The 22,060-nt window shown below is 40.4% G+C and carries 16 protein-coding genes and 1 pseudogene; 12 read left to right on the top strand and 5 right to left on the bottom strand.

Annotation, left to right across the window (positions count from 1 at the left end):
* Positions 1-2: 2 nt before the first annotated feature.
* The 3 genes from FNH22_RS14190 to FNH22_RS14200 form a co-directional block, all read right to left on the bottom strand.
* A complete protein-coding gene (locus FNH22_RS14190) occupies positions 3-4,442 on the bottom strand; it encodes a BspA family leucine-rich repeat surface protein (RefSeq protein ID WP_143399067.1) in 4,440 nt (1,479 codons plus the stop codon).
* A gap of 238 nt (positions 4,443-4,680) precedes the next feature.
* Positions 4,681-5,376, bottom strand: a complete 696-nt coding sequence (locus FNH22_RS14195; protein ID WP_143399068.1) for a LytTR family DNA-binding domain-containing protein — start codon at positions 5,374-5,376, stop codon at positions 4,681-4,683.
* Between the two features lie 6 nt (positions 5,377-5,382).
* Positions 5,383-7,260: a tetratricopeptide repeat protein gene (locus tag FNH22_RS14200; protein ID WP_185154229.1), complete on the bottom strand. Its 1,878-nt coding sequence runs from the start codon at positions 7,258-7,260 to the stop codon at positions 5,383-5,385.
* 401 nt (positions 7,261-7,661) lie between these two features.
* On the opposite strand from FNH22_RS14200, the gene FNH22_RS14205 reads away from it, so the two are divergent.
* The 9 genes and pseudogenes from FNH22_RS14205 (at position 7,662) to FNH22_RS14240 (ending at position 16,695) form a co-directional block, all read left to right on the top strand.
* Positions 7,662-8,975 carry a YCF48-related protein gene (locus FNH22_RS14205; RefSeq protein WP_143399070.1) on the top strand — a complete coding sequence of 438 codons (1,314 nt, stop codon included), beginning with the start codon at positions 7,662-7,664 and terminating at the stop codon, positions 8,973-8,975.
* A gap of 28 nt (positions 8,976-9,003) precedes the next feature.
* Positions 9,004-9,726, top strand: coding sequence for a hypothetical protein (locus FNH22_RS14210; protein ID WP_143399071.1), 723 nt, complete (start codon positions 9,004-9,006; stop codon positions 9,724-9,726).
* Positions 9,716-10,441, top strand: a complete 726-nt coding sequence (locus tag FNH22_RS14215; RefSeq protein ID WP_143399072.1) for a hypothetical protein — start codon at positions 9,716-9,718, stop codon at positions 10,439-10,441. The genes FNH22_RS14210 and FNH22_RS14215 overlap by 11 nt, the downstream gene beginning before the upstream one ends.
* 489 nt (positions 10,442-10,930) lie before the next feature.
* Positions 10,931-12,118 carry a hypothetical protein gene (locus FNH22_RS14220; RefSeq protein WP_143399073.1) on the top strand — a complete coding sequence of 396 codons (1,188 nt, stop codon included), beginning with the start codon at positions 10,931-10,933 and terminating at the stop codon, positions 12,116-12,118.
* 360 nt (positions 12,119-12,478) lie between these two features.
* A pseudogene (locus FNH22_RS14225) lies at positions 12,479-13,566 on the top strand (catalase); the annotation flags it as partial.
* A 126-nt stretch (positions 13,567-13,692) separates the two neighbouring features.
* Positions 13,693-13,929 (top strand): catalase-related domain-containing protein, encoded by a 237-nt coding sequence (locus FNH22_RS32665; protein ID WP_255518061.1) that lies wholly within the window; start codon positions 13,693-13,695, stop codon positions 13,927-13,929.
* 70 nt (positions 13,930-13,999) lie between these two features.
* A complete protein-coding gene (locus tag FNH22_RS14230; protein WP_143399074.1) occupies positions 14,000-14,545 on the top strand; it encodes an ankyrin repeat domain-containing protein in 546 nt (181 codons plus the stop codon).
* Positions 14,546-14,710: 165 nt separating this feature from the next.
* Entirely contained in the window at positions 14,711-15,772 is a 1,062-nt protein-coding gene (locus FNH22_RS14235; protein WP_143399075.1) for a hypothetical protein, read from the top strand.
* Entirely contained in the window at positions 15,769-16,695 is a 927-nt protein-coding gene (locus tag FNH22_RS14240; RefSeq protein ID WP_143399076.1) for an isoaspartyl peptidase/L-asparaginase family protein, read from the top strand. The genes FNH22_RS14235 and FNH22_RS14240 overlap by 4 nt, the downstream gene beginning before the upstream one ends.
* Before the next feature lie 7 nt (positions 16,696-16,702).
* On the opposite strand, the gene FNH22_RS14245 is transcribed toward FNH22_RS14240, so the two are convergent.
* On the bottom strand, positions 16,703-17,215 hold the full coding sequence (locus FNH22_RS14245; RefSeq protein ID WP_143399077.1) for an HAD-IIIA family hydrolase: 513 nt from the start codon (positions 17,213-17,215) through the stop codon (positions 16,703-16,705).
* 127 nt (positions 17,216-17,342) lie between these two features.
* Between FNH22_RS14245 and FNH22_RS14250 the strand changes: the two genes are divergently transcribed.
* Together FNH22_RS14250 and FNH22_RS14255 are read left to right on the top strand one after the other, a co-directional pair.
* Positions 17,343-18,083 (top strand): polyprenol monophosphomannose synthase, encoded by a 741-nt coding sequence (locus FNH22_RS14250; protein WP_143399078.1) that lies wholly within the window; start codon positions 17,343-17,345, stop codon positions 18,081-18,083.
* 76 nt (positions 18,084-18,159) lie between these two features.
* Positions 18,160-19,332, top strand: a complete 1,173-nt coding sequence (locus FNH22_RS14255; RefSeq protein ID WP_143399079.1) for a nitrate/nitrite transporter — start codon at positions 18,160-18,162, stop codon at positions 19,330-19,332.
* A gap of 16 nt (positions 19,333-19,348) precedes the next feature.
* On the opposite strand, the gene FNH22_RS14260 is transcribed toward FNH22_RS14255, so the two are convergent.
* Positions 19,349-20,569 (bottom strand): ABC transporter permease, encoded by a 1,221-nt coding sequence (locus tag FNH22_RS14260; protein WP_143399080.1) that lies wholly within the window; start codon positions 20,567-20,569, stop codon positions 19,349-19,351.
* 256 nt (positions 20,570-20,825) lie between these two features.
* On the opposite strand from FNH22_RS14260, the gene FNH22_RS14265 reads away from it, so the two are divergent.
* A complete protein-coding gene (locus tag FNH22_RS14265) occupies positions 20,826-22,022 on the top strand; it encodes an exo-beta-N-acetylmuramidase NamZ domain-containing protein (RefSeq protein ID WP_255518060.1) in 1,197 nt (398 codons plus the stop codon).
* Positions 22,023-22,060: the final 38 nt, after the last annotated feature.

Below are 22,060 nucleotides of genomic sequence, written 5' to 3' on the forward strand. Positions count from 1 at the left end.
TCTTATCTTCTTAAAAGGAAAAAGCCATTTTTAGTGATTTCACCGCTATTGAGTTCGATCACATAATAATACGTTCCGTCTATCAGTTCTTCTCCACTGTCAGACAGACCAATAAATCGATTATTGGTGTTATCATAATCTGTGGTCTTATACACTTCATTACCCCAACGGTTATAAATGAACACCCGATTAGTATCATAGAACTCAATATTTCGGATCTCAAAATGGTCGTGTTTGTTGTTAGCCTGTACTGTTACCACATTGAATATTTCAATAGGTGGTGCTTCGCTCAGGCCATTAGAAGTGAGTGTAGCCGTAAAGTCTTCAGCTGACGTACTCTCTATAGTAATCCGTCCGGTTCTGACCCCTGTAGTCGTTGGAGAAAAGGCAATTAATAGTGTACTGCTACCTCCTGATGCAATTGGGTCGGGAATTGGGCTGATCAGCCGGAAGTCATCACCGCTGATGGTAATATTGGTAATAATCAAAGGTATCGTGCCTGTATTTGTGATGATAAACTCTTGTGTGTCTTGAGTACCTATCAACACATCATCAAACACGATGTCTCCTCCGCTTGCCTGGCTTATACCATCTATTTCGACCATAATTTCTCCCGCTATTACGTTTATCAACAGATCAAACACGGGGCTGTCATCCTGTCCGTCATTTACAACCACAGGCACATTGAGCGCTCCCGCAAAATCTGTTGCCGGTGTTATCGTAGTACCTTCAGCCGTATAGTTATTTCCTGAGTTGACAAACAAGGTAAAACCTGTTGGAAAATTATTGTCAGGGTCAGTAACCATAACATCATTAACATCTAATGTAAGTGTCGTATTCTGAGGAGTTGATAAGACTACCTGACCGGTAATGAGTGGCGCATCATTGACGGCATTTACTGTGAGTACAAACGTTTCACTAATGGTAGCCACACCATCATCAACCGTTAGGGTCAGGTTGGCACTACCATTCTGATCAGGTTCAGGCGTCAGGGTAATAAGGCGTGAAGTACCGGTACCTCCCAACATTATGCCTGAATCGGTGATCAGGGTAGTATTATCGGAAGTTGCCGTAACTATCAGATCACCGGGTAAACTTTCAGCATCACCTATGGTAAATGGTATATTGCCTGTTGCGCCATCCTCATCTATAATGACGTCATCTACCGTGCTAATGGTGGGTAAGGTATTGGGCATAGTAATAGTGCCGGTAATTGGAAAGTCAAAACTTGCTTCATCTGCATCATCACTGGTGATGGTCAGTGTTTCATTAAAAGTACCTACTGAAGCCCCACTCAGAGTAATCATAAAATTATTGATGTTCCCGGCAGTAACGGTGAGAGGAGTGGCTGTGAGAGAAGAAAAGGCTGTGCCTGTAATGGCTATATTGGAAATCGTCAAAACCCCTGACCCCGTGTTAGAAATAGTAAATGTCTGGTTAATATCTGTACCTAAATCAGCGCTTCCCAGATTAACAACACTGGCCTGTCCGTCCATTATAGCAAGACCTGACGCATCCGGCCCCAGGAAAAGCGATATCTCGGGAGTTGGTGTAGCAGTTATTACCCCGGTCAAAGTAAAATTAAAAATGGCCTCATCAGAATCATTATTGGTAATCGTCAATACTTCTGTAAATGTGCCTGTGCTGGAACCACTTAATATAACTTCAATGGTTTCTGAATTTCCGGAAGCTATAGCAGGAGGTGCTGTTCCGACCAGGCTAAAAGCCGTTCCTGTAACGGATATACTGCTAATATTCAAGGTTGAAGAACCCTGGTTTTCAATAATGAATTGGCGATTAATGTTGTTTCCCTGAGTATCAGAACCATAGTCAATAGCCACTGCCTGTCCATCAAAGATCTCTGTAGCAGGGGAAACATCAAAGACGGCTATTTCAGGTGCAGGAGTACCGGTAATTTCACCGCTTACGGGAAAATCAAAAAGCGGCTCATCATCGTCATCACTAGTGATAGTAAGCGTTTCATCAAAGGAGCCCGGAGCTGCCCCACTCAGTACCAGGTCCAACGTTACCCTGGATATTATTCCATCTATTTCGGCATCAATGGTTATTGGGGTAGCAGCTACCAGGCTAAATGCCGTACCGGTTATAGAAATATCAGAAATAGTTAAGTCAGAGGCATTAAAGTTGGCAATGGTGATCTGTCTTACAACATCAACACCTAATGATCCTGATCCAAGATCAAGACTTACTACCTGACCATCAAATATTTCCGGATCTGAAAATATGTTAGTCCCGTCAAATACTGCGATATCCGGCCCAATGATCTCACCCTCGACATCAAAATTAAAAATGGCCTCATCAGAATCATTATTGGTAATGGTAAGTGTCTCCGAAAACACACCGCTTGTTACGCCACTTAACACTATTTGGATCGTTTCCATACCATCAACAACAATTGAGGTGGGAGGTACTGCTCCCAAGGTAAAGGCCGTTCCTGTTATGGATATATTTGAAATATTAAGTGCCGCTGCTCCTATGTTTGTAATGGTTATCTCTCGGGTTAGGTCAGTTCCTCTGGGTCCTTGAAAAAGGTCGAATGGACTGGTTTGTCCATCCTGTATTTGCGTGCTGGCAGTAGTTGTGCCTTCAAATACTACTATCTCCGGTTCAGGTGTAGCCGTAACAACACCTGTTAGTATAAATTCAAAGGTATTGCTAAAGTTATCACTGGTGATGGACAATGTTTCTGTAAACGAACCAACTGTTGTGCCAAGCAGATCAACATCAATCGTTAACGTAGTTCCGGCCGTCAATGTAGTAGGTAAAGAGGCTGCTGTACTGAACTCCGTTCCGGTTATGGTAACATCCAGGTTCGTGATATCTACCGCAAGCCTGTTCTCGATGGTAAAACTGCGTATTTTCCCTACACCCAAAGTTCCGGAACCATAGTCAATAGCCTCTGACTGACCATTGGTTATTTCTGTACCACTGGTATCGCCTCCGTCATATACTGCAATACAACCCTGTCCGGCATCTGTAAAAAACCAGTTATAGCTTGAAATGATAAAGTCACGGGCAGTTTGAGCACTGCAATAAAAGATACCGGAAGCCCCAAAATTCACATTGTTTCGTAAGGAAGGCAAAGCTGCCCACCCAATCAATAAATTGTCATAATTAGTAAGAGACAATCCGGAATTATTAAACATGTTGAACATAAAACGAACATTGCTCACATCCCACACGCCCAGGTTCTGATCAAACGATGAGGCATTGGAAAACATTGAGCGCATATCCTGTACGCTACTTATGTTCCACCCGGTAATGTCCTGATTGAAGGCAGTAGCACCAGCAAACATAGAGTTCATATCATTGACACTCCCCACTGCCCAGCCGCTAATGTTTTGATTGAATAAAACGGCGTTTTCAAACATGCTATTCATGTCTGTAACATTGTCTACATTCCAGCTACTGATGTTTTGATTAAAAGCCTGGGCATTACTGAACATACCCCGCATATTAGTGACATTATCCACCACCCAGCCGCTGATATCCTGATCAAAAACAACTGCGCTTCTAAACAGGTTACTCATATTTGTAACACTGCTAACCGTCCAGCCGCTAATATCCTGGTTAAAGGCGCTGGCACTACTGAACATCGAACGTATATTAGTAACGTTACTCATATTCCACCCACTTATATCCTGATTGAAAGCCTGGGCTCCGGCAAACAGCTGATCCATGTTGGTAACATTGTCCACGGTCCAGCCACCAATATTCTGATTAAAAGAAGAAGCCCCGCCAAACATTAAACGCATATTAGTGACGCTGCTTACATTCCAGCCACTTAAGTCCTGGTTAAATGAATTAGCAAAGAAAAACATGCTTTCCATATCTGTCACATTATCAACAGTCCAGGCGTTCAGGGGTTGGTTGAATAAACTGGTTTCACGAAAAAGGTCCACCATGGTAGTGATCGAAATTACGTTCCAGCCACTTATATCACTGTTAAACGCACTGGCGCCACGAAACATAGAGGACATATCTGTTACCCCGGACAGGTCCGGGACATCTGGTGCCGGAACCGTCAGGTTAGTACACCCCCTGAATGCAGCCACCATGGAAGTCCAGGAGATATCACCCCATTGCTCCACTGTTAGTATTTTTTGACGATCGCCCCCGTTATTAAAGAAGATTCTCGGAAATGTACCTGAAATAGCCACTGTATAAGTGCCCGGAACCGCGTAGGTATGCGTAATATTTCCAATGACACCGGCGTCCATCGTTCCATCGCCCCAATCCACGGTATAGTTATAACCTCCTCCTGTGGTAGGTATGGTAATCTCATTGTCATTGGAGGTTCCCGGATTATCTGTTTGCCAGGTGGTAATAAATGACTGCCCTTTCAGCTGTCCATGGCAAAAGACAAACAGGATTGTCAATAAAAGTAGGAATCGCTTTAAAACCCCGATTATATGTATCATGGCCAACTATTTTAACTCTGGAAAATAGTCCGGGATAATGTAATACCATAACGGTTTTTAGTAAACGACCTGGTTTATTTAGGAAGCGACAGTATCTCGAGATGAGTTAGTAGAATTAATGATAAAAGGCCTTATTGCACTCCTTTTAACATGACCCTCAAGTACTAAGATGATATACCCCAGGCTTTTATTCTAATGTTAATTAAGCCATTGATTACTTTTTTTAAGCTAACCTTAGCTACAGCATAGAAAGTTTGGACATAAAAGCTGTTTTAAACGCCCTTCCAATCGGTAGCGCCTTTTCACCAAAGTACACATGACCTTCACTTATCCTGGTTAACCTTGAAAAATTGATAAGATAAGATTTATGAATTCTCTCAAAACCAAAAGGTAACAGTTTGTTCTCTATGCTTTTGAGTGTATGACTTATAATGTGGAACTGGTCGCTGGTAAATACTTTTGCATAGTTATCAAATGCTTCCACATACTGGATATCCGCCGGTTCAATGGGTATGATCCCTTCTTTTTCTCTAATAAAAAAACGTTCCGGCGTACGGTTTTTAAGGTCTATTTTATGGAAGGCCATTTCCACATTAACATAGACTTCTTGTTTATCAAATGGCTTGACGATATATCCATAGGGGTCTGTTTCCTTGGCCCGGCCAAGTGTAGCAGCATCGTAGTACGAAGTAACAAAAACAAAGGGCGCCGGACGTTGCTGATTGATGAAATGTGCCAGATCGATACCATCTTTGTCACCGGATAAGTTGATATCCAATAGTACCAGGTCAAAATTGCTAGTCCGTAACTGTTGTTGGGCCTGGTCATAACTCAGCGACACTTTCACATCCTGAATGCCCAAATCATTGAGATGAAAACTTAGATCATCTGCTATCAAAGGCTCGTCCTCTACAATAAGTACTGACTTTTGCACTTACAATTATACTAATTTATAGCTGGAAATGGAGAGTGTAGTAGCTGTACCATGCTCATGATCAGTGGCAATAGTAGCATCCAGTTTCCTGGAAAGCGATGTGATCATGCGCAGACCAAAAGTCTCAGTATTTTGCTTAATATCACTATTTCCAATACCATCATCTTTTACAGTTAGTTTGAGCTTTCCTTCCACAGATTTAAGACCAATGCATATTTGTCCCTTACGACCGTCAGGGAAAGCATGTTTAAAAGAATTACTGATCAATTCATTCAATATGAGACCAATGGGAATAATAGTATCTACATCGATGTTAAGCTCATCTACATCAAGATCAACTGCTACCCTATCGCCATCAATGCCGTAAGCAGCTCTTAGAGAACCTGCAAGGTTTTGTATATAATCCAGGGCCTCCACTCCACTGAGGTTGTCATGCTGGTAAAGCTTTTGATGGATCAATGCCATAGACTTTACCCGGTTTTGCCCTTCATTCACCGCTTTTCTGGCCCCGTCGTCATCCATAAACCTGGACTGCAGGCTCAACAAGCTGGAAATCACCTGAAGATTGTTTTTTACCCTATGGTGGATCTCTTTAAGTAATGTTTCTTTATCCGCTAACGACTGTAATATAACTGCATTTGCCCTCGACTTGGCTTTAAGCAGCAGGTAAAGTAAGACTGTGCCTAAAATCAACAACCCGGCGATAAAAATGAAAACATTTCGTTGGTTTACGGAGCGCTGTTGCTCAATTTCAGCTTGTTGGTTTTCAATCTTTAACGTGGCGATCTCTTTTTCCTTTTGCTCCGTTTCATATTTCAGTGTGAGTTCAGTAATAGTCTCATTCAAAGAGGTGTTCAGCAGAGAATCCTTCTGTTCAAATGATTGCTTCATGGCATCATAAGCTTGTCTGTACCTGCCTTTTGACGCGTAAGCCTGGGCTATGAGCAATTGATTTGAAATCATTAACTCATTGTTATTCAGATTTTTACTATAATCATCTACCTTTTCGGAATAAGTAATTGCGTTATTGAAATCTTTTTTATCAAAATATAGTTGGGCTATGGACAACAGTGAATGAGAAATATTCAGCGTATCTTTCTCCAACTGAAAAAAAGTCAATCCCTTTTTTACATAATACAGGCCACTATCCAACTGACCTGAACCTTGATAAGCATTACCCAGGTTCACATACGCTTTGGCCAGATTACGCTGTGACGCTCGTTCTTCTGCCAGGCGCACTAACTTTAAATTGTAAAACACACCTTTTTCAAAGTCGCCAATAGTGTTGTAAATGGAGCCCAGGTTAAGCAGCGATGTCTCAAGGTAATTACTTTTACCAAAATGCTCAAAGACTTCTTTTGCCTCCATATAATAGCTTATGGCTTTGGGATAATTACCTTGTTTCTTACAGATCAGACCAAGGTTAAACTTTGTTATTGCTACTCCCAGGCTGTCATATAGCTGTTCTCTTACACGCATCGCTTCAATGTAATGGTCCGTAGCAACCTTATACTCCTCCAGACTCATGAACATGACCCCCAGATTATTCAGCGAAGAAGCTACCTTTGCCGTATCCTTACTGTCTCTCCTGATTTGCAGTGCCTGTTTATAATAATATGCTGCACTATCCCATTGATTGAGGTAATGAAAAGCTACTGCCACTGAGGTAGCACTTTGAGACAGCCCTTTTGGCTCCTCTAACACTTCAAAAGCCTGATATGCCAAACGTCCGTAATAAAGTGAGCTATCCAGGCTTCTCGTAAACCATTGGTAAGATAGCTCATCCAATACATAAGCTCTCTTGCTGGCATTGAGATCAGTGGCAAGAACATGGTAGAGACTGTCAATCGTTTTACTGTGTTGGGAGTATACTAACGTCCCCATAAGTAAAAAAAATATTGACCAAAGTAATTTCATTTTAAGCCCGTCATATTTATCAAAACCACTGAATTTTCAGACTGTTTTGCGTCAATATAGTAAATAGTTTTTGAGGGGTCAGGTTTTTCAATCATTTCGTGTCTGAGAATTTCAAAAGACACAAGCATTCTTATAATCAGCACTTTAAATCATCTGACTCGACACTCGTTCATGGTCTGCCTTTTTATTTAGGTTAGCTTTCTCTATCCGGGTACTAAGAAATTTAATCGGGTCCCTCATGGTAACGGAACCTTCGAACATCCGAATTACTGATGAAAATCAGTATTACAACGTCTTAAATAATCAAATTTTTAGTTTGTGTAGGCAAAAAGTGAATTTATATTCGTGTATAAATACAATTTATAGTTATGATGGCTTTTTCAAAATATACTTTCCTTTTCTTAGCGATATTATGTGCATTTTCCTGTGATGATGACGAGCCGGAACCTGATAATCTCGGTTCAAAAGCAATAATAATAGGAGATCATATTTACACCATTATACAGGGGGACGAACAGAGTGGAGTATTTGGTCAAGCGCTGGATGAAGTAATTAAAATTCGCATAACCGATTTGACCGGCAGGGTTGTAAGGCGAAATTTAAAGTTTGAGGCATCGGACAATGGGGTATTCACTCATGTAAATCATTATAACAGCGATACAATATCCATAAGCTGGCAACTAGGATGTACAGAACCAAACCAAACATTAAAAATAACAGACAATGTATGTGGGCTGGCCAAAAACGGGTGTATTGATGTAGAAGTTTTCGAGATAACAGCAGAGGCCAAGAAGATTCAACAAGGTTGGTTTCAATCCTGTGAAACTTTTGGTAGCTATTCTAATAATTCTGTCATCTCCAATGATAAGTATATCAGCGTGATCACATACCAGAGTGTTTACACTACTACCGATCCTGTCAATGGAGAGTGGACGACTAACAGCTCACCTCAAACCTCCAATTACAGAGAAATAGCGTATGCTGAAAATGGTCATATGTATGCAAAGAGCCGTTATGGAAATGGGTTAAGCATATCAAATAACTATGGACAATCCTGGAAGTCCATCTCTTTGCCAAATAACTGGGGGAATCATGACATGATCATCATGAAAAACGGAGATTATATATATGCAAGGGAATATAGTCATCTCATTTATCGTAGCACGGACGCAGGCGCTTCATGGCAAGAGTTTGTGAATGTTTTAGATGAGACGAATTCCACATCCTCTCAGGTATTAGCCATTGCCAGTGATGATGATGTTCTTCATATCGTCACACGCAATGCGAACCATGTCATCACAATTCAAGGACAAACCATACACGTCAAAGCATATACCAATTCATGGCCTATCTATTCGGATATGTCCCGTTTTCATGCGCAAGCGGGAAAAAACAACGTAATATTACTCGACAACAGAAATTATAAGGTCTATGGTATTAATACAAACTCAGGATCAATAACATCTTCTTCTCTCCAATACCAGCACAGCCTGGTGAAATCTCAGGGTAAGGTGTATGTTACCGATAATTCGAATACCTACAGAGTCTATGAAAACGGCTCTTTTCAAATTAAGTCATTCGAAATGCCTAAAAATTCATCCCGTATCTCTCGTTTAAACTTTCACCAGGGTTCACCTGTATTCATCGATCACTTTGGCAAACTAAATGTCTATATCAAATAAATCAACCATACTTCATAACTCAACTAACATGACGAAACTTTTTAGTACCCTCGTAATGCTAACCCTGTCACTTGCCACACTGGCACAGCAGACGGATGAAAATACAACTATTGCACCAACACAAGATGCCACAAATTCTTACAAGCCGGAAGCACGCGAGACCTCATTAGAGGTACAATTTGAGCCTTTTGGTGATAACCCTGTTAGCATCAATGGCATTAGAGCACGTTTTTTCAAATCACCGAATAAAGCGGTTCGCCTGAACGTTTTCCTGGGATATGATGTAGACTCTGACATTACCCAGCAAGCGGTCTCAAATACCAACCTGCGTGAATTAAAAGACCGAACAGCCATTTTTTCACTTAACATCCGCCCTGGTTATGAGTGGCATTTGAAAGGCACTAAGAAACTCTCTCCTTATTTTGGAATGGAAATGGACCTTGGATACCAGATCTCAAGGTTTAAGTCAGAGGTACAAAATGGCGACGATGTTAATTACACTTTACGGAAAAATGACAATGGTTTTTTCAGGATTGGAGCAAACGCTATAGCAGGCCTGGACTTTTATGTGGCCAAAAAACTTTATCTGGGGACAGAAATGGGTTTCGGCGCTTCGGTAACCAGGTTACTGGATGTAGAAGTTGAAAGTGATGTGACCGGTTTTCAAGAGCCAGACCCGTTAAAACGTGGCAGTGCTTTTGACATCGGCCCTAACGTAAACGTGGATATAAGACTTGGATATGTTTTTTAGTCAACGGATCATTACCTACACCCATAAATACCTCGCCGTTCTGCTCCTGTTGTTGTCAGGCTGTAATGATGAGGAAGGCTCAGGAATAATAAGTCAGCAGGACAGGGACAGAAGAATAAGTCTCGAAATTCTGGAATTGGTTAAGGGTCTAAATTTTTCCGGTGTCCTTCCTAATGGAATGGCAATAAATTTTTCGCCTGGAGGCCCCTTCTTAGGAATAGGATCAAATGAATATACTTCAGCACCTCAGGGTTTCAGCTTTTCTGATCAGGAACAAACGACAATAGATGGACTGAATTTTAGTAAAGGTAATGCTACATTAACCATAAATGGACAACCTAGGAATTATTCTTTTGTAACCTGTTTTACCCTAGGTGAGCTCAGACGTAGATTTCCCGACCTTTTTAACTTTGACCCTGGTTTTGACAACTGGCTCTATTTTATAGCCGTGAGCAGTAATGATTATTCAGTCGAACAAGTAGTGCGAGGTGATAACTTTCGGGTGGATGAGATTTTAACAATTTTTGTAAGCCCTAACAGACCTATAATACTTTCCGGAGATTTGACACTGAAACGCGGTGATAGATACTATCTTGATAGTCGTTCGGCAGAATACAATGACCAGAAACTCACCAGTGAAGGCCGAATAACTGAGAACCTCTCAAGAAATATAATTATTGGAAATTATTTCCTGGACTTAAGGTGTGGTAACTAATGAAATAAATACCACCTAAAATACATAGCAGATTATACCTTCAAGATCAAAGCACTTTTATGTTTTGTATTGACCTGAGATGATCAGGGTAGCACTAGGATTACGGTAAAGGAAGTATCGAATACAAAACCAAATATCACCTGAGCATAGTTCTACTATGTTCAGGTGAATTATTTCCTTACAGCCACATACACACACTGTTGCTTGTTGATATATAACTTCCTCAATCCTAAAAAGTCCTTAACTATATCAAAGAACCGCATTAAAATAACAGAACTAAAAGCTTCAGATGCAACATCAAAAAAATAGACCTTAAAAACTCTATTAGTAATCTATCTGAAGCTATTACTCAAAAAATCAGCTACTTATTTTCACTCCTCACATTGCATCATCAACGATCATATTACAAGTTTGTCACCTTTTAGTAATATTTGCTGTCTAACATAAATAAGAACTAACTATTTTAATTAAGTATTAGAATTACTTACCATGAAGGTTATCATTGAAGCTGCACGCATTTCTTTTTTCTTCCTATGCATAATTAATTTAACCTGTTGTAGCTCTGATGACGGACCAAGCGTGGGTACAACCAGTGTTGATATCAAAGATGCTCTATTGAGTGACTTTCCACTAACTGAGGCTGACTATTTAGATATTGATATTGTGCAGCCAAAATTCAATGACAACGCTGAAGAGATCGAACATGGCTCCATTAAAATTACAATATCTTATGCCGATCGTCTGGGATCTCTGAGTTTAAGGTCTGTTAATTTCGACCTTTCAAAATTCAATATAATTCCAGGTATCGGTTCAAAAGTATTATCTGTTGGGTCACCCTTCACCTATGAGATCAATTCTACAAGAGATGGTGATAAAATCATCCACTACGATGTTGAAGTGGTTATAGAAGAAGATCCGACTGGAGGGAAGCTGGAACTAACGAGTTTTAAGTTTGAAAAAAGCCGGAATCCTACGTTATCCTCAGATATTCAAGCGTTAAAATTTACCGAATATCCAACGTTAGGAAACAGTCGGGCTGTGTTTATCCTGGTACCCGTAGGTACAGATTTTTCTACGTTGATCCCCACTATAACGTATGAAGGGGCTACCCTTGAGTATAGTAAAGACAACGGACCCTTTATCGACTACCCCACTGAGGGTAAGGCCATTGATTTTAAATACCCTAATAGAATTAATATCCGCGTAACTAACTTCTATGGCAATGAATCTCAAACTTTCCAGGTTATCGTTGACGTTCCTCAACCTATACAACTGGAGGAAATAAAGTTTGTCACACCAGACATCACAATAGGAGATAGTTATCAAGGTTTTGGCATAATGAAGTGGATAAATCAAGGCAATCACCCAATCCCTCCATTATCTCCAAATTCATATATAAATATCAAAACACCCACCGGTGGATCTGAATATAAACTTTTCAGCGCCAGTCTCACTAAAGGTGGGTCTGGAGATATAAACCCTGGCCAGGAGGGCAAAATTAATGTATTGAGTGTCCAGGCACCTGCTATAACGGGTGAACATAGGTCAACAGCTGTTTTTGACTTTAATTTTGACTTCACACGGCACATGGTAACAGGTTTCAGCACATCGCTCAATTTTGTAGAAGATATTTATGAACCACTGGAGTTCGAAATCAGTGGTACAGTTGTGGAATAAACTAGATAAATCTCTGAAATACCACTGTTTTTCAAGCCCCTTCCTGTTTATCATTAAAAATCAATAAAATTTCCGCCTTCCATTTTGGAAGCTGTCCTTTATTCAATTAGATAATTCTTTTTTATCGTGATACTTTCATCTATAAAAAGGATAAACCAAATGCTTTGCGCTACTGATAAAGATCCGGCCATCAATATTTGTTTTATAAATAAGCAATTGAATATATTGATTTGAATAATATCATTATCTGGTAGATTTTTGAGTTCACATTAATTGATCCAACAAACTCAAGTATCTATGAAAAATCTATTATCGATCGGTCTTGTTTTACTCTGCACAGCCGGGGCCTTTGCACAAGACATGACAACTAACACAGACGCCCCCATAGGGGACAATCAAAACTCCAAAACTGCCGGAGAATATGGCCCCGTTCTGCTTGAAGATATTCACCTGATAGAAAAGCTGGCAGCTTTTGACAGGGAGCGTATCCCGGAACGGGTGGTACGTGCACGCGGGGCAGGTGCATTCAGTCATTTTGAAGCTACGGCCGACATGTCTGAATTCACTATGGCAGCACCATTCAACCAAAAAGGTGAAAAACGGAGCTGGCTGTACGGTTTTCTACTGTAATTCATGGTAAAGGCTCACCTGAAACAGCCTGTGATCCTCGTGGTTTTGCTGTGAAGTTTTATACCGAGCAAGGCAATTATGATATTGTGGGTAACAACCTTCCGGTGTTCTTCATCCGTGATGTCATGAAATTTTCGGACATGGTACACTCTCTGAAACCTTCCCCGGTAACTAATAAGCAAGATCCTAACCGTTTCTTTGATTTCTTTTCTAACATCCCTGAGGCTACTCATATGATCACCCGGCTTTGGACAGACCTGGGCACTCCACTGGGTTATCAATACATAAACGGCAGCAGTGTACATGGTTTTAAGTGGATCAATAATAAAGGTGAAGTGACTTATGTAAAATATTCCTGGGTATCAAAGCAAGGAGAGAAAAATATGAGTTCAGAAGAAGTCAGTATACAGCAATCCAAAGACTGGCAGCACGCAACAGTATCATTATTCAATAATATAAAAGAGGGCAATCATCCCCAATGGAACCTATACGTGCAGATGATCAAGCCTGAAGACATACACAACTTCGATTTCTGGCCACTGGACGCTACCAAAGATTGGCCAGCCGATAAAATTAACAAAGTAAAGATCGCTACCATGACGTTGAACAGAAATCCTGTAAATTACTTTCAGGAAGTAGAATCTATCGCCTTTTCTCGTGGCTCTCTGATCCCGGGTGTAGAGTCTTCGGAAGATCGGTTATTACAAGGCAGGCTTTTCTCCTATTTCGATACACACCTCCACAGGTTAGGGCCTAATTACTTACAAATAGATGTTAACGAGCCTAAAAATAAAGCCGTAAACTATAATTCTGATAGCTATTTAAGCGCCAGAAACGATGATTTTTTACATGCGGATATCAATTATCAATCCAGCAATAAAGTCTCACTAGCTGAAAATACGGATTATCGCTATTCCAAATCAACCTTAAAAAATGTAACGATCATGCAGCAAAGTATATCCAAGACAAATGATTTTGCCCAGGCGGGTGAGTTCTATCGCTCGTTGAGCAAAGTAGATCAAGATCATTTGATTGCCAACTTAAGTGGTGATCTGGGGCAGGTAACAGACAAAAACATACAAAAAAAGATGGTGACTTATTTTTACCGGGCAGACAAAGACTATGGCATGCGAGTAGCACAAGCATTGGGATTTGGAATGAAGGACTTCGTGGATCCCTAAAATCCTGATCTCTGCTTCATCTTTCTGTGGATCGTAGCATTGCAACGAAATAAAGACAATTCTGACACAAATGATTAACATAAAACTCACATTAACATTTATTCTGTTCAATATTTTATCATGCCAGCTTAAGGGGCAGCAACTTCCCGGTATTTTCGATGCATGTCGTACCGGTAACTTTGACGTAATAAAAAAACTCAGCATACACCACCTTGATATACTCAACAGCCAGGATGACAAAGGTTACACTCCCCTGATCCTGGCCGTATATAATGATCATCCTCATATTGTAAAGTTTTTGCTATCTCAATCAGTACATGTAGATGCTCAGGATAACTCTGGCAATACCGCATTAATGGGAGCTGTGTTCAAAGGTTATTCATATTACGTAAAACTTCTTTTGCAGCATAAAGCTTCTGTCAACCTGCAAAACTACAACCTTGCTACAGCACTTACATTCGCCGTTACCTTTAGTAGCTCTGACGTAGTAAGCGAATTACTAGCGCAAGAAGCTCAATATGACCTAAAAGACGCACGTGGATTGACTCCCTTAGATCATGCCTGGATGCAGGGTAACATCATGGCAGAAGAATTAATTAGGACTTATACTGATTAAACAGGGCATCCGAGGGAACACAATTAAACGAATTTTATTATTCATTGTATTGCAAGTACAATATACTATGTGTATGACTCGATTTACTTGTTATAATAAATATTATCTGCATCGTTAAAAATCTCAATTAACATTCATATTTTTCATTCACAAATTGTGAATGAAATGAAGAAACTTGATAAAGGCTTTAGAATGCCGAGTGCGGCCTATACCCTACCCAGAAAAGCTATTAAAGGGTATATCCCTATTGAACAACCTCCGAAAATTGGTGACGTATTGTATGGCCAGGTCGATACAATAGGACAGCATAGTTCATTGGAGAACAGCCAGGGAAGAATACATACTATTCACCCCGGGACTAAAGCTACTTTTGTGTTTGGCAATCGCTATGCACCAGATTATTATGAGGGTATAATCCCCGATACTACTAACTTTGAAAACCTTGATTTATTGGCACGTTCCGGAGTTATAGGTCAGGTGGTATCGAAAAGTGGTAAGGTCATTTCACCTACAACGATAAAACCTATTGGATATGCTTGTGATCTGACGGGAGAGATCCTAAATACAAGGTCTTTCAGCCTGATCAAACCAAAAAATATTGAAAAGAAATTCCCCAGGGCTAAGCTTATCCTGGCTATCGGCACTGCCATGAACTCCGGAAAAAGTGCTGCTGCTACGGCCTGTGTTTATGCACTATCAGTTCATGACAAAGAAGTACGAGCTTCAAAAGTAACAGGCACGGCCAGCCTTAAAGACATCCTGAGCATGAATGATGCTGGCGCTACTCATTATTCTGACTTTTCATTTATGGGATATCCTGCAACCTACCTCATTGATGAAAGTGAGGTCACTACTATTTTTGATAAACTAGACATGAAATACGCGAATAACAAGGAGAATTACTGGGTGGTAGAATTTGCAGATGGTATTAATCAAAGAGAGACCGCTATGTTACTTCGGTCTGAAACTGTAAGAAAAAGAATACACAAACTTATCTTTTGTGCGGCAGATTCCTTTGGTGCCATAGGCGGACTGGAAGTATTAAAAAACAAATTCAATTTGATACCGGATGCCATTTCAGGAGTATGTTCAAGTTCTCCGCTTCATATTAAAGAGTTGAGTGAATATACAGACATACCTGTGTTCAATAGCCTTAATATCAAATCCCAGGAGCTATTTAAAATATTAACCACAACTAGAAAACGTACACAAAACCATAAATCATGAAGGCATATGGTATTGCCATACACGGTGGAGCCGGCACCGTTTCTAGAGCAAAAATGACCAAATGGAAGGCTGAGGCATACAAAGAAACATTGAAAAGAGCCTATAGCATGGCATATCAAACATTACACAAAGGAGGGAGCTCAATAGACGCGGTTATTGAGGCAATTGTTATTCTTGAAGACAGCTATTTGTTTAATGCCGGGAAGGGCTCTGTATACACACATCTCGGCACTCATGAAATGGACGCTGCTGTTATGGAGGGGAAAAAGCTTAAAGCAGGTGCTGTGGCCAGTGTCGGGTATGTAAAAAATCCCATCAAACTTGCACACACTGTGATGACTAAAACAAAACACGTTTTGATCAGTGGTGAACAAGCAACAGAATTTGCCAAAGATCATAACCTGGAAATAGAATCTAAAGAATACTTCTACGATGAGTTCAGGTATAAACAATGGCAAAAGGCCCTGATGAATGACAAAGTTCAGCTCGATCACGATGAGGACGGGCAAAAGTTTGGGACGGTTGGTGCCGTCGCTCTAGATAAAAAAGGAAACCTTGCCTCAGGCACCTCTACAGGTGGTATGGTAAATAAAAAATATGGACGTATTGGTGATACACCTCTCATTGGGATAGGCACATATGCAAACAATGACAGTTGTGCCATCTCTTGCACCGGCCATGGAGAGTTCTTTATACGTGCTGCCGTAGCTTATGATATTTCAGCACGAATGATGTACAATAAACAATCCCTACAAGAAGCATCAAACGAAGTAATTCATAAAGAACTGCCTGCATTAGGAGGAAGAGGTGGATTAATTGGCATTGATAAACATGGCCATATTGTAATGCCCTTTAATACCAAAGGAATGTACCGTGGCCTCAAAAGCTCAAAAAACGAAGAGTTTGTGGGTATTTTTGAGTGATTGAGCTTTATCCCTTGGAAAGAATGATCCCAACGGCCTCAGCCAAGTCCTTAGTTTTATGGTCAGCAATAGTACTATCACTATGATCTACCTGGATAGTGCGGATACCTATTTTTTTTGCAGGTACCAGGTCCCGTTCCTTATCTCCGACCATCCATGACCTTTCAACAGCTACATCGAACCGCGCTATGGCTTTTTCAAACATGAGCGATCCGGGCTTGCGGGTAAGACTTTCCGTAACCTTGGGATGCCATGGTGAATAGTAGAAATGATCAATTCCATGATCACATTTTTTCTGGATAAGTTCATGACATTCATGCATTTGCTGACGTGTATAGATCTCCTGGGCAATACCGGACTGGTTAGTAATAACTACTATAGTATAACCTGTATCCTTCAATAAACGGATGGCACCCGCTACTCCGGGCAGGATTGTCAACTTCTCGGATGAATACACATAATCCACATAGTCTTTGTTGATTACACCATCTCTATCAAGAAAAATACAAGGCTTGGACATTTCGATAATTTGTTGAAAAATTCAATGTTAATTAAAAGAATGACATTTAACTTAATTCAAATTAACATTCTTAAAGATTCATCAAGTTTTCTTAAATTAGTCAACACTCAATAAACCGCATTAATTCTTGAACGATAGTCTGGTCATAATACCTACGTACAATGAAAAGGAAAATATCCGCTTAATCATTGAAGAAGTTTTTACACTGGAGAAGAAATTTGATGTACTGATCGTTGATGACAGTTCACCAGACGGTACTGGTGATATCGTCAAAGAGCTACAGCAAATAGATTACGATGGCCGTCAGCTACACCTGCTGGAACGCACGGGAAAACAAGGCCTGGGAACTGCTTATATAACAGGCTTCAAATACGCCATTGATAATCGTTATGACTACATCTATGAGATGGATGCAGACTTTTCGCACAATCCTAAAGACCTGGAAAGACTTTATACGGCCTGTGCGGAAGAAGGTGCTGACCTGGCGGTAGGTTCACGATATGTATCAGGAGTAAATGTGGTAAACTGGCCTATGGGGCGTGTCATCATGTCTTATTTCGCCAGTATGTATGTTCGGTTTATTACGGGAATGCCTATAAATGACACTACGGCCGGATTTGTCTGTTTCAAAAGGCATGTACTTGAAAGTATTGCCCTGGACAGCGTAAAGTTTGTAGGTTACGCTTTCCAGATTGAAATGAAATTTCTCGCTACAAAGTTTGGATTCAATATCCACGAAGTACCTATTATTTTTACAGATCGTACACGGGGGAAATCAAAAATGTCAACCTCTATTTTTAAAGAAGCCTTCTTCGGTGTAATACAAATGAAGATAGATAGTTTATTTAAAAAATACATCCCGGCTTGAGCTCTTCTGACCAGGATCTAATACGGCTAACTGATCATCAAGGTCCTGCAATACCTGAATTATCGTTACTACCAGAATGACAGGTGCCTCTAAAAGTTGGGTTCTCCTGATCATCGTTATTTCTCAATTTGCCTGTACCTCACTTTGGTTTGCGGGTAATGCCGTTGTCAATAATATTATTGACGCTTATGCCTTACAACCAGATGTCGTAGGGTACATCACCTCGTCTGTACAGTTTGGGTTTATTACCGGAACGTTGCTTTTTGCCTTGTTCACACTGGCCGACCGCTTTTCTCCTTCAAAAGTATTTTTCACATGTGCAGTACTTGGTGCACTGGCTAACCTGATCATCTTTTTAGGCTCTGCGCTTTCCATTCTACTGATCTCCAGGTTTGCTACAGGTTTATTGTTAGCAGGCATTTATCCGGTAGGCATGAAAATAGCTGCCGATCATCATAAGCAGGGGCTGGGTAAAGCCCTTGGGTACCTGGTAGGAGCACTCGTCGTGGGCACAGCTTTTCCCCACCTTTTGAGCAGTTTTGATCACATACTCTCCTGGCAATATGTAGTGGTAGCTACCTCGCTGTGCTCACTTTCCGGTGGCATACTCATGGTACTTTTCGTCCCTGACGGCCCTTATCGGAAGAGAAGTACAAAACTTGACCTGTCTTCCTTTTTTAAGGTTTTTAAGCGAAAAGAATTTCGTCTGTCTGCCTTTGGTTACTTCGGTCATATGTGGGAATTATATGCATTTTGGGCTTTCATACCTGGTCTGCTGGAGGCTTATGCTTCTTATAACAGCATTACACTGAATGTGTCCCTCCTCTCCTTTTGGATGATTGCCATAGGAGGTATATCCTGTGTGGCCGGAGGTTATCTTTCCACCAGGATCGGTAGTCATAAAACTGCTTTTTACGCACTTTTAATTTCGGGATGTTGTTGTATTCTATCTCCCTTTTTCTTCGAGGTTGGCCTGTTGCCTTTTATAGGACTCATGTCCATCTGGACATTAAGTGTTATTGCCGACTCACCACAGTTTTCTACACTTGTAGCCCAGTCGGCACCGGAGGACGCCAAGGGGACAGCATTAACCATTGTCAACTCTATTGGCTTTTTGATCACCATTATAAGTATACAATTGCTTAATTGGATGGTCACTGAATGGGAAATAAAATATATTTTTACGGTACTGGCCTTAGGACCCATTTTTGGGCTATTATCTATCACTCGAAACAAAAGTAAAAGCTGACCTTCGAAGTCCTTGTTCAATCGAATCGGATACTTTTAATAGGATTCACTCGTACTATTATCATACCGGGAAGCATAACAATCAGGCTCACCACCGTAAAGGTTAAAAGATTCAGCGTCAAAATGATTTGCCAATCCCAGCCAATAGGCACATAGCTCATATAATAATCATTCGGATTAAGCGGTATTACTTTCAGGTAATACTGAATAAAACAAATACCAAGGCCAATAAAGTTACCCCCTATTAAACCCTTTAGGACCAGGCTTATTCCATTATATGTGAATATACCTCTGATCTGTCGGTTGGTAGCGCCGAATGCTTTCAATAATCCTATCATCCGAGTGCGCTCCATGATAAGGATCAAGATGATAGATACCATGTTTACACACACGACTAATAATATGATACCCAGGAAAATATTCACCTGCCTGTCGATAAGGAAAAGCCACTCAAATACCTGGATATATTTGTCACTGATCTTTTCTACAAATAAGTCAAAGTCCAGCAGGTCATCCAATAAAGATTCAGCCTTATCAACTTGTTGAGTATTTTTTACAAACACCTCCATGCCTCCCGCCAATGAGTCCGGCCAACTATTAAGACGTTGTACCAGTCTTATATCTCCCAGGATAAATTTATCGTCATAATAATCAGAAAGATTAGTTTCATAAATACCGACCACCTTAAGTTTTCGTGGCCGTGGCGGTTGCATAAAAAAATGCACTATAATATCATCATCTATAGCCAATTGAAGCTTATCCGCTATGATACGGCTAATTACCACCTCCTTGGAATAACTGTCAACTGAAAAATCCACAAAACGTCCTTCTACCAGATTATCTCCAAACCTGGAAAGGTCGAAGCTCTTACCCACTCCCTTGAATACAACTCCTAAAATCTCTTCTTTGGTTTTAAGTAACCCGGCCTTATGGCTGTATTCCTGCACATGATCAATCTGATCAAGTTCGCCATAGGATTGAAACAAAATGTTATTTAAAGAAATGGGTACCTCATCATAAGAATTGCCCAATGTATATTTGGTAACCTGTATATGAGCACTGAAACTATAAATTTTTTCTGTTACAGTACTCTGAAACCCTTTTAAGATTAAAAAAGAGACGATCATCACTGCCAATCCAATGGCTATACTGCCAACAGCTATTTTATGAATAGTAGCAGAAAAAGTACCTGTTGCTCCTTTGCTGACCTTTTTAGATATAAAATAAGAAAAATTCAAAAGGCTTTTACTGTTTCAGTCATCCTCCAAATTAAAGCATTAACCATCTAAGAACGTCTGTATTACGTTATCTATTTTTTGGGTGTTAAAATTTATCAACTCCAGCAGAATATTCTCCCGAACATTCAAAAAACAATTAGATCATACTACAATTCAGAAAATACAGATAGCACACACGCAAGTTCTGCACAAAACGTAGTTTTGGCAGGTTACATGTTATATACCATGATAACCTTTAAGTTTGGTAACTAAACACATGAAATTTCTGTTGATGATCACCTTTCACAATCAATTGTTATCTATTCTCCTCATTTTCATTAGCCTAAGCTGCAGACATACACAGCCTGAAGCTAAACTATTGACTGTAGGGGCAGCACGTACAGGACAATACCTCCCATTAATCATGAATAAAAAAGTTGCTCTGGTCACTAATCACTCTGCATTAGTCGGAGATATTCATTTAGTGGACACCTTGCTCACATTAGGAATCCCTATTACCAAGGTGATGGCACCTGAGCACGGCTTTCGCGGAGATAAGTCAGATGGAGCTACCATTGCCGACGGTCGGGATGCTAAAACAGGTATACCCATCTTATCCATCTATGGTAAAACAAAAAAACCAACCCAAGAAATGTTACAGGATGTAGAGGTAGTACTCTTTGATATCCAAGATGTAGGAGTACGTTTTTTTACCTTTATCAGTACGATGCACTATGTGATGGAAGCCTGTGCGGAAAACAATATCCCATTTATTGTACTTGACCGCCCAAACCCTAATGGCATGTATATAGATGGTCCGGTATTAGATCCTGATTTCCAGTCATTCGTTGGTATGCACCCTATTCCATTGGTGCATGGCCTGACTATGGGCGAGCTGGCTAAAATGATCAACGGAGAAGGGTGGCTTACAAATAGCATTAAAGCTGATCTCACAGTCATCCAGATGAACCAGTATGATCATGCTACCATCTATCCATTACCTGTCAAACCCTCTCCTAATCTGCCTAATGACCTGGCTGTAGGCTTATACCCTTCCCTGGCTTTGTTTGAAGGCACAGCAATAAGTATAGGACGCGGTACTTATGAGCCATTCTTGCAGTTTGGCCATCCATCTTTTGAAGGTACTTTTAACTATAGTTTTACTCCTGTGTCCATTGAGGGCATGTCCAAATATCCGCCGTTAGAAGGTGAAACCTGTTATGGAAAATCTCTGATGTCGCTCAAAAAAGCCCCGTCTTTCACCTTGAAGTATGTACTGGAGGCTTATGAGATATTTGAGAATAAGGAAAATTTCTTTAAGCCTTATTTCAACAAACTACTGGGGCAATCAAATACCATGGACCAAATTAAGGCAGGTCTGTCGGAGAAGGAAATCCGAAACTCATGGCAGGATCAACTTGACTCTTACAAAGAGATGAGAAAGCGCTACTTACTGTATACAGATGTTGAATGAAATTATTTTTTCCACCTAGTTCTAATTAAGGTTTGATC

The sequence above is a fragment of the Fulvivirga sp. M361 genome (assembly GCF_007097395.1).
Taxonomy (GTDB): Bacteria; Bacteroidota; Bacteroidia; order Cytophagales; family Cyclobacteriaceae; genus Fulvivirga.